The sequence below is a fragment of the Akkermansia massiliensis genome, from assembly GCF_023516715.1.
GTDB lineage: Bacteria > Verrucomicrobiota > Verrucomicrobiia > Verrucomicrobiales > Akkermansiaceae > Akkermansia > Akkermansia massiliensis.
On sequence record NZ_JAMGSI010000002.1, the window covers coordinates 744071 to 756623 of the forward strand.

At 58.2% G+C, this 12553-nt stretch carries 10 protein-coding genes; 1 reads left to right on the plus strand and 9 read right to left on the minus strand.

Features of this window, described 5'->3' with window-relative positions; genetic code table 11:
- Positions 1 to 255 precede the first annotated feature (255 nt).
- The 6 genes from fbaA to M8N44_RS10850 all read right to left on the minus strand — a co-directional run bounded on the left by fbaA (position 256) and on the right by M8N44_RS10850 (position 8171).
- Complete coding sequence (gene fbaA / locus M8N44_RS10825) at positions 256 to 1287, minus strand: class II fructose-bisphosphate aldolase (RefSeq protein WP_102721576.1); 1032 nt, start codon at positions 1285 to 1287, stop codon at positions 256 to 258.
- 87 nt (positions 1288 to 1374) lie between these two features.
- A complete protein-coding gene (locus tag M8N44_RS10830; protein WP_102721575.1) occupies positions 1375 to 3027 on the minus strand; it encodes a beta-N-acetylhexosaminidase in 1653 nt (550 codons plus the stop codon).
- 192 nt (positions 3028 to 3219) lie between these two features.
- Positions 3220 to 4746, minus strand: a complete 1527-nt coding sequence (locus M8N44_RS10835; RefSeq protein ID WP_180973724.1) for an amylo-alpha-1,6-glucosidase — start codon at positions 4744 to 4746, stop codon at positions 3220 to 3222.
- Positions 4747 to 5040: 294 nt separating this feature from the next.
- The gene (gene lysA / locus M8N44_RS10840) at positions 5041 to 6330 is read right to left on the minus strand and encodes a diaminopimelate decarboxylase (protein ID WP_102721573.1); all 1290 of its coding nucleotides are present in this window, start codon (positions 6328 to 6330) and stop codon (positions 5041 to 5043) included.
- Positions 6331 to 6333: 3 nt separating this feature from the next.
- Positions 6334 to 7446 carry an AI-2E family transporter gene (locus M8N44_RS10845; RefSeq protein ID WP_102727344.1) on the minus strand — a complete coding sequence of 371 codons (1113 nt, stop codon included), beginning with the start codon at positions 7444 to 7446 and terminating at the stop codon, positions 6334 to 6336.
- A gap of 59 nt (positions 7447 to 7505) precedes the next feature.
- Positions 7506 to 8171: an HAD family hydrolase gene (locus M8N44_RS10850; protein WP_102727945.1), complete on the minus strand. Its 666-nt coding sequence runs from the start codon at positions 8169 to 8171 to the stop codon at positions 7506 to 7508.
- A 153-nt stretch (positions 8172 to 8324) separates the two neighbouring features.
- On the opposite strand from M8N44_RS10850, the gene M8N44_RS10855 reads away from it, so the two are divergent.
- Positions 8325 to 9629 (plus strand): APC family permease, encoded by a 1305-nt coding sequence (locus M8N44_RS10855; protein WP_257228327.1) that lies wholly within the window; start codon positions 8325 to 8327, stop codon positions 9627 to 9629.
- A 44-nt stretch (positions 9630 to 9673) separates the two neighbouring features.
- On the opposite strand, the gene M8N44_RS10860 is transcribed toward M8N44_RS10855, so the two are convergent.
- From M8N44_RS10860 to floA, 3 genes are all read right to left on the minus strand, one after another.
- Positions 9674 to 10456 carry a thiazole synthase gene (locus tag M8N44_RS10860; RefSeq protein WP_102727947.1) on the minus strand — a complete coding sequence of 261 codons (783 nt, stop codon included), beginning with the start codon at positions 10454 to 10456 and terminating at the stop codon, positions 9674 to 9676.
- A 295-nt stretch (positions 10457 to 10751) separates the two neighbouring features.
- On the minus strand, positions 10752 to 11402 hold the full coding sequence (locus tag M8N44_RS10865; protein WP_102721570.1) for a hypothetical protein: 651 nt from the start codon (positions 11400 to 11402) through the stop codon (positions 10752 to 10754).
- Between the two features lie 54 nt (positions 11403 to 11456).
- Positions 11457 to 12506: a flotillin-like protein FloA gene (gene floA / locus M8N44_RS10870; protein ID WP_102721569.1), complete on the minus strand. Its 1050-nt coding sequence runs from the start codon at positions 12504 to 12506 to the stop codon at positions 11457 to 11459.
- Positions 12507 to 12553: the final 47 nt, after the last annotated feature.

The window sequence follows — 12553 nt, forward strand, 5'->3', positions numbered from 1 at the left end:
GAATAAGAAATCCGCAGACAACATGTTTTTTTGAGGCAGAAAGGGTAGCAGCAGGAGAAAGGAGGATTGCAGAGCGATGGGAAAAGAACGCCCCTGCTTTTTTTTCTTCCAAACCTCCCATTAAATGGATGGTTCAAAGAAAATGTTCCGCTGTCGTCCAGTTGGCGGATTTCTTATCCGCAGTCCGAAGAGCGAAAAAAATGCCCGGTTCCTTTGGGGAAACCGGGCATTGCATCAAAGCCGTTGAAGGGCTGTTTATATCTTGCCGAAGAGGGTCTTGCCGGCGGACATGAGGTTGTCTGCGGCTTCCTGGAGACGGGCGGCGACTCCCTTTTCACCCTTGGCGAGGTAGGAACGGGGATCGTAGTCCTTCTTGTTGCCCACTTCACCGTCAATCTTGAGCACTCCGTTGATGTGTTCGCACATGTGGGAGACGATCGGGCGGGTGAAGGCGTATTGCGTATCGGTGTCGATGTTCATCTTGACTACGCCGTAGGAAACGGCTTCGCGGATGTCGGAGAGTTCGGAACCGGAACCGCCGTGGAAAACGAGGGGCATGCGGGCCGCTTCGCCGTGCTTGGCGACCACGGCTTCCTGGCCGTCGCGCAGGATGCTGGGCTTCAGCTTGACGTGGCCGGGCTTGTACACGCCGTGCACGTTGCCGAAGGTGGCGGCCAGCATGAATTTGCCGAGGGGGGCCAGGGCTTCATACGTCATCAGCATGTCTTCCGGAGAGGTGTAGAGCTTGTCAGCGGGGTGGCCGGAGTTGTCCACGCCGTCTTCTTCGCCGCCCACGACGCCGATTTCAATTTCAAGGACGATGCCCAGTTCGGCGCATTCCTTCAGCAGTTCACGGGAAAGCTTGAGGTTTTCAGCCATGGGCAGCGTGGAGGCGTCCAGCATGTGGGAGTTGAAGAGGGGGGCTTCACCGCGTTCCACGCGGCGGCGGGATTCGGCGATCAGGGGACGCAGGAAGGTGTCCACGTGTTCGGGCTGGCAGTGGTCCGTGTGCAGGGCTACAAGCACGTTGTGCTTTTCAGCCAGGCGGCGCGTGGCTTCCGCCAGAACAATGGCGCCAAGGGCGGAACTGCCGATGGAGGTGCCGGAGGCGAATTTGCCGCCGCCGATGGAAACCTGGATGATGCCGTCGCTCTTGGCTTCGGAGAAGGCGCGGAGGGCGCCGTTGATCACTTCGATCGTGGTCACGTTGACGGCCGGATAGGCATAGCCTTCCTTCTTGGCCGTTTCAAGCATGGTAATGTATTGTTCTGGTGTGGCTATTGGCATAACGGGGACATGATAGGTGTTTTTTTTCGGGAGGGCAAGGCTGAACTCAGGCGCGCGCAGGGGTTGCAGAGCTCTTGCGGGACATGGTCATTCGCGGATCATTTTCGCCTCCGGCTGCGCCGGTTCTCCGGAGTCCGTCCGGTAGTTGACGCGCTGCGCGTCCAGGAAGGGCTTGTGCCTGTCCAGGCGTTCCTTGAAGTCTGTGAAGTCCTTGCGGCCAGGCTGCGTCCAGCCCAGCTCCGCGATGGCGAACATGCGCGGAAATACCATGTACTGCCATTTGGCCAGTGTGGTCATGTATTCGCTCCAGCAGCTTCCCTGCACGCCCAGGATGTTTTTTTCCTGTTCCGGGGTGAGCCCCTTCGGAACGGGATTCATGTTATAGACTTTTTGCAGGGGAATGGTGGAGAAAGTCGCCATTTCATATTCGGGGCCTTCCGGATGCGGCCCTTCCTGCCGGATCAGGTACGTGCTTTCAAAGGGAGTCATGATCACCTTGTTTCCGTGCTTGATGGCTTCCCGGGCAATGCCGGGATCATGCCAGACCATCAGGGTGGCCGTCTTGGAAAGGCCGCCTTCCCGGATTTCATCCCAGCCGATGATTTGCTTGCCGCGCGCGTTGACCAGCTTTTCCACGCGGTGGATGAAGTAGCTCTGGAGCTCTTGTTCGTTTTTCAGGCCGTTTTTCTTCATCACTTCCTGGGCCTGGGGGGAGTTTTTCCACTGCTGTTTGGGGGCTTCGTCTCCGCCTATGTGGATGTAGGGGGAATCCGGGAAGAGCTGGCAGACTTCTTCTAGGATGCCGTCAATGAATTTGAAGGTGGGTTCCGTGGGGCTGAACGTGAAAGGGAGGATCCCCCAGCGCGTCGCCACCCGGGGCTTGTAGCCGGGGATGTCCTTGTTGCCGAATTCGGGATAAGCCGTGATGGCGGCCGCGGCGTGGCCGGGCGTTTCTATTTCCGGCACGATGGTGACGTGCCTGCGTTTGGCGTAGTCCACCAGCTCCTTTACTTCCTTCTGGGTGTAGAAGAAGGTGAAGGGTTTGCCGTCTCCCTTGTTGCGGTTGCCGGGAATGGGGCTTTCCGGGCGGGTGGCGCCGATGGAGGTGAGCCTGGGATATTTTTTGATTTCCAGCCGCCAGCCCTGGTCTTCCGTCAGGTGCCAGTGGATGGTGTTTACCTTGTAGCAGGCGAGCAGGTCGATGATGGTTTTCAGCTCCGCGATGGAACGGGGATTGCGGCCGCTGTCAATCATGATGCCGCGCCACGTGAAGCGCGGACTGTCCGTGATGGTCATGCAGGGAAGGGCCCAGTGGCCGGCGGCATCCTTTTCCAGAGACTGCTTGAGGGTTTGCGCCGCATAGAAAGCTCCGGCGGGAGACGTGCATGAGACGGTGATGCCCTGCGTGGAGACCTTGATGGAGTACCATTCCGGAGACAGGGAAGCGTCTTTTTTCAGGATGATCTGTACGGCATTGGCCGCGGAAGGAGCCGGGCTTACCTTGATTTGCCGGAGGTTGTTGGAGAACCCCGTCACGAAGGAGGCAATGCAGCTTTTGTCTCCCGTTTTGGAAACAGGCAGCGTGTTGCTGACCAGAAATCCCGGCTTGTTTTTTTCCACGTCCAGCGCGGATGGGAGGGGGATGATGGCCGGGTCGCCCGGTACGGGTTTGGAGGGCAGGGAGAAGGCGGCGGACGCGGACAGGAGGCCTGCGGCTAGAAAGAGGCTTTTGGAAAACATGAGGAAAAAAGGGAGGGAAAATTTTTAACGTAAATAGTATATTCCGCGGGTGTTTACAAGGCGGCTTTACGGGATTTGCCCTGGAGGGAATAAAGAAGTCCTGTCTCCGGTGCCGGGGTGGACCGGAAAGCTGCAGGGCTGAGGCCGTGGCACGGATTTTTTTGGAGATCCGGGAATGTCCGGCCGGGTGTGTTATTTCAGGGTGATGGAGGCGGTTCCGGGCTTGATGGCGTATTTTTTACCGTTAATCACCAGGGAATAAGGGTTGTTGCTTGTGACGTCAACGGTGTTTTTGCCGTCAAAAACGATGTCGGTGGTAGTCGTCCCGAAATGAAGATTTTTTAATCCGTGCCTGCCTTTCTCCCTTTTCAATCTCCACTGGATTTCATTCCGGAGTGCAGAAACCTTATGGAATCCCAGAACGTTTTCAATAAAGAGGGAAATGGGGCCCAGCGCCGACCAGCCGCAAAATTCCGGACGGGCCCTGCGGCCATGTTCGGTAGACGGCTCGTTGGCACTGGGGCTGTAACATTCCCATATCGTGTGCGGTTTGATGCCGTGGTAAGCGGCAAGCTGCTGGCGGATGATTTTTTCAGCGATCATGTCGGCTTCCTCATGGTAGCCGTATTCTTCAAGCGCCTTGACAGTCATGTACGTGGTGGGCAGCCAGATGCCGCCGCGCCAGTAATCCCCGGTTTGGTCATGGTAATCCCTATCCCTGCGGGAAAGGGTGGGCGTCGGGTAGTTTCCACCGAATTCCTGCGGGTCCCGAAGGTATTTTACCATTTTTTCCGCCTGGGCCGGCGAAGCAACTCCGGCTAAAAGCGGCCAGTAGGAGGCCATTGTCCTGATGCGGCAGGGCTGCCTGCTTTCTATCGCCACATCATAGTAGAACCCGTCCTGCTCATCCCAGTACAGTTCGTTTATTTTGTCTTTCAGCTTGCGGTAGACGGCCTCCCATTTCCCGGCTGCGCCTGCATTGCCCAGTGATTGTTCCAATTGGGCCATGCAGCGTGCGCTCAGGGCTTGCTGGGAAATGGCGTCAATCCATAGAATCTTATTGTAGCCGCCTGCGTCCCGGCCTCTGGGCGTGTTGTCCATTCCGCTGGCGCCCCCCGTCCATGTAAAACCATCTTCACCAATGGCGTTCAGGTGGATGTTTTGGGGAGAGCATTCGAAACGTTCTCCCGCTTTGGCATTGGCAAACCAGTCAAAATGTTTTTGAAGGTACTGTTTCCGATTCAGGATTTCATGGATGCGGTTTTTGTTTCCGGTAAAGTCGTAGTATTCCTTTTCAACCCATGCGAACAACGGAGGATTGTCCACGAGGTGAATGCGAAGCGGAGTTTTTTCCTTATCCCAAATGGGTTTGTACAGATTGTCCATGCTTCCCTCTCCGGGGAATGAGTTCGGCGCATACTTGGCAAAGAGCACCATGAAACAGGTATCCCAAATCCAGATTTGGTCTTCGTAACAGTTTTCATCCATGTAGGGCGACCCGGGGAGGCCCTCAGGGCCTTTTCTTACCCGTCCGGCCGTGATTTCCCATGTTTTATGGTAAAGATCCACGAGGTCTTTGTCAGGGTAAACCGGCTGGGGAATTTCTTCTTTCCAGCCTTCCTGAATGCAGCTGTCATGATGGGCCGTCGCTCCCAGGCCTTGCACACAGGCCATTGTTCCCAGGATGATGCCGCATGCTGTCCGCAGGTAGTATTTCATTTCCAGTATACGGCCAGGGAGGCGAGAAAATATCTTTTTTCTCGTCCCGTACCGGGTGGAAGGATTTTCCATGCCGTCATGTTCCCCTGGCAGGCCAATGATGGCATGGAACCGAATTAGTATTACTGAAGGCGGCGCTGCCGCCGGAAGGATGAAAGTGAAGCGACAGCGTGGAGGAAAGGGAAAATGATTTTTTCCGTCAACATGGAATAATAGGAAAAGGGACGTCCCTCCTCCGGTTTTTATCTTCGTGAGACGCCCCTTTGAAAGTGGGGAAAGATGAAGCGCGGGAGGTTATTCCGGAATGGATTCCCCCCGGATGAGGTCTTCCCAGGTCTGGCGGCTGCGGATGACGTTCCACTGGTTTCCGTCCACCAGCACTTCTTCCGCCATGGGGCGGGAATTGTAGTTGGAGGACATGGAAAAACCGTAGGCGCCGGCGGACAGCACGGCCAGGAGTTCTCCCTGGCGCACGTCCGTCATGTCCCTGTTCTGGGCCAGGAAGTCCCCGGATTCGCAGATGGGGCCGACGACGTCCGTGGTAATGCAGGATTCGGAGAGGTGTTCCCTGACCGGGATGATTTCATGATACCCCTGGTAGAGGGCGGGGCGGATGAGGTCGTTCATGCCCGCATCCACGATTTTAAAGGTTTTGGCCTTTCCAGTCTTTTCATACAGGCAGCGAGTGATGAGCGCGCCCGCATTTCCCACGATGAGGCGTCCCGGTTCCACGATGATATGCAGGCCCAGAGGCTGGAGGGTGGGAACGACGGCCTGGGCGTAAGTGCTCAGCGTGAGCTGGGCGCAGTCTTCATTCCACCATTCCTTGACGCCGGAATCCAGCGTATCCTGGTAAACGATGCCGATGCCGCCGCCGATGGAGAAGAATTCGATGCCGTGCTTTTCTTTCAGCGCGGCGGCCAGCGGAGCCACTTTCCTGACGGCTTCCAGGAAGGGTTTCGCCTGGGTGAGCTGGGAGCCGATGTGCATCTGCAGGCCCTTGAGTTGGAGGTTCGGAAGTTCGCGGGCCGCCATCTCGTAAAGAGGTTCAATGAGTTCAAAGTCCACGCCGAATTTGTTTTCAGCCTTCCCGGTGGTGATGTATTTGTGCGTTCCCGCCTCCACATTGGGATTGACGCGCACGGCTACCGGAGCCTTTACTCCCATGGACGCGGCGATGGCGTCAATGGCGCGCAGTTCCGTCTCCGATTCCACATTGAAGCAGTAAATGCCCTGTTCCAGGGCGTAGCGGATTTCCGCCTCTGTTTTTCCCACGCCGGCATAGGTGCATTTGGAAGGGTCCCCCCCGGCCTTGAGGACGCGAAAGAGTTCTCCGCCGGAAACGATGTCGAACCCCGCGCCATTGCGGGCCATGAGGTTCAGGATGGCGATGTTGGAGCTGGCCTTGACGGCGTAGGCCACTTCCGCGTTAAGGGGCGCCAGGGCTTCCCTGAGGCGGTGGAAATGGTTCAGAATGGTCTGCTTGCTGTAGACGTACAGGGGGGTGCCTTCCTTGTCCGCCAGTTCCTGGAGGTTGACGTTTTCACAGTAGAGCGTGCCGTTTTTATATGCGAATGAATGCATGGATTATTCCTTGGTTGTGCTTTCGTTGGTTTTCCCGGAATGGAGAGGAGGGAGCGGGAATCTGGGCGTAGGGGGGTTGTCGATGAGCTGGGCGATCCAGGCGAGATCCTTGGAGCTTTCCAGCCCGAGCTTGATCAGCATGGTGATGGGGACGGCCAGCAGCATGCCGATGGGGCCCCATACCCAGCCCCAGAAGATGACGGAAAGCAGGACCATGCTTGTCACGATGCCGAATTGGCGGCCCAGCAGCATGGGTTCCAGGCAACTCCCCAGGACCGTGTTGATCACCAGGTAGCCGCCGGCTACGATGATGCCCGCGGTGGGGCTGATCAGGAGCATGGCGAGCAAGGTGGGGGGAATGGCCGCGATGATGGAGCCGAAGGTGGGGATGAAGTTGAGCGCGAAGGCCACGATGCCCCACAGCAGCGGGAAGTCCACCTTCATGTAGTAGCAAAGCAGGAAGGCCAGCAGTCCGGTGGCTGCGCTAATGAAGGTCTTGATAATCAGGTATTTCTGTACTCCGGCCAGAGCTTTGGAAAATTTGCGGATTCCCGTGTCGCTGTTGTTGCCCAGTTTGTTGATGTTCATCCGGAAGCGGGGGGCTTCCCCCAGGAAGAAGGTCATCAGGATCAGAATCAGGGTGGTGAAGGTCAGCATGGAGGCGAGCTGCCCCATCACCCCCGTGGAGAACGCCACGATGCGCTGCCCGTTGAGCAGGTCCGGGAGTTCCTGAAGCATCTGGTCCGCCAGATTGTTCCAGTCACGTTCAATGAGGAAGGCGCGGAGTTCGTGGATTTTCTCCATCATCAGGGGCTGGTATTTGACCGTGACCGTCCGGGCCAGGTCCTGCCCCAGGTACTGGGCCAGATAGGCCAGGCCCACAAGAATGCCGAAGTCCATGATCACCGTGAAGGTTACCGCCAGCCAGTGCGGAAAACGAAGACGGCCCTTGAAAAAAGTGGTCAGCGGGTAACTGACGATCGCCAGAAAGCCGGACAGGACGATGGGGAGCAGCACCGGCTTCCCCGCCTGCAGCCCGGCCGTGATGACGATGACGCTGGCGAGCATGAGCAGGATTTTCAGGCCCTCTTTTCCGGATTCTTTCTGGGGAGTCATGGAAGGATTGGTGTTAACGGGGTGAGTAATGGTGTCCGATTTCCTGCGGGATTGCAATATTAAAGGCCCTCATTCCCATCATGTTCCCGGAAAAAGCGGTCCAGGTCTTCAAAGCGGGTCAGGAGGTAGTCAGGCTTCCGTTCTTCGAGCCCCTTTACATCCGCCTCCGCGGCCCATCCTGCGGCAAGAATGCGGATGGGAACGGCGCGGCATGCGTCCACGTCCGTGGGGGAATCCCCGATGTAGATGGCTTCCCCGGCGGAAGAGTCCAGGCGGTCCAGCGCCCGCCTGATGCGGTCCGGCTTCACGCCGCCCTCAGGGGAGCCTGTTTCCAGAATGGGGAAGAACTCGGCCAGATGGAAAAATTGAAGGGAAATCTCCGCGCTTTCCAGGCGTTTGCCGGTGACCATGGCCAGACGGATGCCGCGGCTGCGCAGGGCGTGCAGCAGTCCGGCCGCCCCGGGGAAGGGAGTGGGCGCCAGTTCCGGATGCAGCTCATGGTAATAGCGGAGGAACAGTTCCCTGCCTTTTTCGTGCAGTTCCGGCTTTCCGGGAAGCAGTCTTTGGATGACGCCCAGGTCGTCCGGCCCGAACTGGCGTTCGATTTCCTCATCCGTCAACGTTCTGCCGTCCAGTTCCCGGACGGCGCGGCGGAAGGCTTCCCGGCACAGGGGTATGGTATCCGCAAGCGTTCCGTCAAAATCAAAAATGGCGGTTTTGATCATCAGCCGTACCCTACATGCCGCCTGCGGACGGTTCAAGGGGAAAGCCGTGCCTGAATAGTCATGATGACGCTGCGGGGCGTTCCGGACCGGCAGGACGTGTCATCTCGTATGGAAAGGTCAACGTTCCGTCCCTGTAAGCTCTCTAATTCCCTTATGCACGGGAAGGCTCCAAAAGAATATTTATCCCTGTGGAGCGTGATTGCATTGGGAATAGGTTCCATGGTAGGAGCGGGAATTTTCGCCCTCATGGGTCAGGCGACCCTGATGGCGGGCAAAAACGTGTACTGGTCCTTCCTGCTGGGAGGCGTCGCGGCCCTGCTTTCCGGTTATACCTACGCCAAGCTGGGTTCCCGTTATCCCGGTTCCGGAGGAATCATGGATTATTTCAACGAGGCTTTTTCCCATAAGACCCTCTCCGGCGCGCTGACGCTGATTTACCTGGGAACGCTGGTCATTACCGTGGCCCTGGTCGCCAAGTCCTTCGGGGCCTATGCGTCCCGCCTGTTTTTGCCGGACGAATTAACCAACATCTATTCCACCGCCCTTTTCGCCAGCGTGGCCATTCTGCTGCTGGGAGCATTGAACATGGGAGGAGCCAAGGCCGTAGGGAAGTCGGAGGTGGTGATGGTGGCGTTCAAGCTGCTTATTCTGACGGTTCTGATGCTTGCCAGCTTCGGTTCTTCCGTGCCAGTGGGCGCGGACCCCATTCCGGTGAAAGGACTGGACGGGCTGCTGGGGAGCGTGGGACTGACGTTTTTCGCGTTTGCCGGCTACGGCATGATGGCCAATACGGCGGGCAATCTGAAAAATCCTTCCAAAACATTGCCCAAGGCCATTTTCCTGGCTATCGGCATCGTGCTGGTTCTGTACCTGGTGCTTTCCTACGTAGTGCTGACCAACGTTCCCGCCACTTCCCTGGAAAGCCACACGGAAACCGCCGTGGCGCAGGCCGCCTATCCCGTGCTGGGCGTGTGGGGCTTCATGGCCGTATCCGTGGCGGCGCTCATTGCCACGGCGTCAGCCATTAACGCCACCATGTTCAGCATGCTGGACATTTCCCGGGCACTGGCGCGCAACGGCCAGCTGGGAGCCATCTTCAAGCAGCCTTTCTGGGGCAGCGGCACGGAAGGCTTTTTCTATCTTCTGCTGGGCATTCTGGTGATGACGAATGCCTTTAACCTGGTAGCCATCGCCAATCTGGCGGGGGCCTGTTTCCTGATCAGCTACCTGGCGGTGTTCGTTGCCCATTGGCGGCTCCGGAAAGAGACGCAGGGGAACGCGCTGCTGATCATCCTCGGGTTCCTGCTGATGCTGTTTATTCTGGGAGCCTTTTTCTACCAGATGTTCTTCAGCCAGCCTTATCTGATTCCGCTGATCCTCCTGTTTGTGGCCGCCTGTTTCATTCTGGAATTTTTCATTCGCAAAAAGCTGGCGAAGGGGGCTTCCAAGGCTTCCTAGGCTGTGGGGGTTAGGAAAGAAACGCTTTCCCTCCCGTTGCACTTTTAATGCAGGAAGGAAGTGAGGGGGCTGGTGGCGGCAGCCCGGACGGAAACGGCGGGAAGGCCGGCCAGATGGGCCATGCGCCCGGCGCGGCAGGCCAGCGCGAACGCTTCCGCCATGGAGGCGGGGTCTCCGGCGGCGGCGATGGCCGTATTGACGAGCACGGCGTCCGCCCCCATCTCCAGGGCTTCCGCCGCATGGCTGGGGGCTCCCAGCCCGGCGTCCACCACTACGGGCACGACGGCCTGTTCAATGATGATGTTGATCAGCTCCCTGGTCAGCACGCCCTTGTTGGTGCCTATGGGAGCGCCCAGAGGCATGACGGCTGCCGCTCCGGCTTCCTGGAGGCGTTTGGCCAGCACGGGGTCCGCATTGATGTAGGGAAGCACCGTGAAGCCTTCCCTGACCAGGATTTCCGCCGCTTTCAGCGTTTCAATGGGGTCCGGCATCAAATACTGGGCGTCCGGATGGATTTCCAGCTTGATCCAGTTGGGGAGTCCGGCTGCCGCCGCCAGTCGCGCCAGTCGCACGGCTTCTTCCGCCGTTGTCGCTCCGCTGGTGTTCGGGAGAATAAGGTATTTTTCAGGGTTGATGAAATCCAGAATATTGGCGGCGGGGTCATGGGAGCCCGTCAGGTCCGCCCGGCGCAGAGCCACCGTCACAATTTGGGAGCCGGAAGCTTCCAGAGCTTCTTTCATGCTCTCATTGGAAGAAAACTTTCCCGTTCCCACCATCAGGCGGGAGGTGAATTGGCGTCCGGCTATCTGCAAAGGTGAATCTGTCATTGCGGGTGAAGGGTACCTCCCCTTTCCTTTCCAGGCAAGGGGGAATGAAGAAAAAGGCAGGAGTTGCCGCGGCATGGACGAGCGCCTCCGACTGGGAATGAAAGGTTGATTCATCCATCTTCCAGATTTACCCGCCCTGCGGGCTTCAAGATGAGCTTTCCATCCAGCCGGACTTGTCCGGTTTCCCGGCCTTCATACAACCTTCCCGATAAAAAATATTCTGAAAACTTTCCTTCAAATCCAGGAAAAACCGGTTTTTGAATGGACGGAGGGAGAAACCCCCTCCTCCCCTCTATTATTCCCCGCTGAAGGAAATGCCCCGGAGCGCTCTGGGCTTGCCCAGGATTTCCTGATAAAGAATGGCCGTTTTCAAGGATTGGGAACGGCGCAGGGAGTTTTTCAGGGAAAGAGGTTCGGACGCGGCGACCGTGGGAAGCGGTTCAGGCCGGCTTTCCTTCATTTCCCTTTCCTGCAAACGATGCAGGGCGGCCTGTTCCGCGTCAGACAGGGAACGCATGGACTGCCGGGCTTCTTCCGTGGCCTTTACGTAGCGTTCCAGCACGTTCTGGGCGGTTTGCTGGGCGGTTTCCGCCGTCCACTCCGGCTTGGGTTCCGGTTCAGGACGGCGCTTGCGGGCCACGGCGGGAGTGGGAAGCTCCACGGGTGGGGCGGAGGGGCGCGGAGCGCGCGCCGGAGCCTGTGGCCGTGCCGGCTGTGGCTGCCGCGGCTGCGGATTGGTCCGGCGCATTTCCGCAATGACTTCCTTCACGCGTTTTTCATGATGGTCTTCCGTGTCCAGGACGGGCGTTTCCTCATCTTTTTCTTTTGGTTTCAAAAACTCAATTACTTTCTTGATGAGAAAGATCGCCCCCACGATCAGCCAGAACCAGAGCTTCAGGCTGTCGTCATCGCCGCCGGAGGCGAGCATGTATGCCAGTGAATCCATAAAGGAGGAAGGGCCACCGGAGAGAAAATCCGGTCTCTCCGGTGGCCTGAGAATTTATTTAATGGAAGAGGGGGAAGCATCCGGCTTGGCAATGGAATCCCTCATCTTGGTATCGGCCACTACGTTCTGGTAGCGGGCATAATCCAGCACTCCCAGGTTGCCGTTGCGGAAGGCTTCCGCCATGGCCATGGGAATCTGGGCTTCCGCTTCCACCACCTTGGCGCGCATTTCCTGCGTTTTGGCGGCCATTTCCTGTTCCGTGGCTACGGCGGCGGCGCGGCGGACTTCCGCCTTGGCCTGGGCAATCTGCTTGTCCGCTTCCGCCTGTTCGGCCTGGAGGCGCGCGCCCACGTTGCCGGCCACGTCCACGTCTGCAATGTCAATGGAAAGCACTTCAAACGCCGTGGCGGCGTCCACGCCCTTGTCGCTCACGGTGCGGGAGATTACCTCCGGTTTTTCCAGAACATCCTTGTAGGAGGGCGCGGAGCCTACGGCGGAGACGATGCCTTCCCCGACGCGGGCGACCACCGTTTCTTCCGTGGCGCCGCCTACGAAAAGGTCCAGGTTGGTGCGCACCGTCACGCGGGCACGCACTGCCACGGCAATGCCGTCACGGGCCACCGCCGTCAGGCGCGTCTGGCCGGAGCTGGGGTTCGGGCAGTCGATGACGCGGGGGTTGATGGAGGTTCGCACGGCTTCCAGCACGGTCTTGGACGTGCCTTTCACGGCCAGGTCAATGGCGCAGGCACGGTCATAGCTCAGCGGGATGCCGGCTTTTTCCGCAGCAATCAGGGCGAGGACGCAGTCCACGATGTCGCCGCCGGCCAGGAAGTGGGCTTCCAGTTCATCCGTGCTGATGTCCAGTCCGGCCTTGGCCGCCGTGATGCGGGTGTCCACTACCAGGGGGTAGGGCACTTTGCGGAGCCACATTCCCAGCATGTTGCTCATGGAGACAGGGGCTTTCGCGAGGCGCGCGCGCAACCATGTCTTGAAGAATTTGGCGATGATGGCGAAGAAGATGACCAGGAAGATGACGAGGACGATCACCAGGATGGTCCCCCAGGCGGTGGCGTTGGAGATGTTTGCTAACAGCAAATTGTTCATGTATCCTTCCATACCATATTAACCGAAGCAGGGTAAAGATATAATTG

What these genes read in the sequence shown, in the direction of transcription:
- M8N44_RS10845 (WP_102727344.1), bottom strand. Translation starts at nt 7,446, where the DNA reads ATGACTCCCCAGAAAGAATCCGGAAAAGAGGGCCTGAAAATCCTGCTC.
- fbaA (WP_102721576.1), bottom strand. Translation starts at nt 1,287, where the DNA reads ATGCCAATAGCCACACCAGAACAATACATTACCATGCTTGAAACGGCC.
- M8N44_RS10835 (WP_180973724.1), bottom strand. Translation starts at nt 4,746, where the DNA reads ATGAAATACTACCTGCGGACAGCATGCGGCATCATCCTGGGAACAATG.
- M8N44_RS10860 (WP_102727947.1), bottom strand. Translation starts at nt 10,456, where the DNA reads ATGACAGATTCACCTTTGCAGATAGCCGGACGCCAATTCACCTCCCGC.
- floA (WP_102721569.1), bottom strand. Translation starts at nt 12,506, where the DNA reads ATGAACAATTTGCTGTTAGCAAACATCTCCAACGCCACCGCCTGGGGG.
- M8N44_RS10850 (WP_102727945.1), bottom strand. Translation starts at nt 8,171, where the DNA reads ATGATCAAAACCGCCATTTTTGATTTTGACGGAACGCTTGCGGATACC.
- M8N44_RS10855 (WP_257228327.1), top strand. Translation starts at nt 8,325, where the DNA reads ATGCACGGGAAGGCTCCAAAAGAATATTTATCCCTGTGGAGCGTGATT.
- M8N44_RS10830 (WP_102721575.1), bottom strand. Translation starts at nt 3,027, where the DNA reads ATGTTTTCCAAAAGCCTCTTTCTAGCCGCAGGCCTCCTGTCCGCGTCC.
- M8N44_RS10865 (WP_102721570.1), bottom strand. Translation starts at nt 11,402, where the DNA reads ATGGATTCACTGGCATACATGCTCGCCTCCGGCGGCGATGACGACAGC.
- lysA (WP_102721573.1), bottom strand. Translation starts at nt 6,330, where the DNA reads ATGCATTCATTCGCATATAAAAACGGCACGCTCTACTGTGAAAACGTC.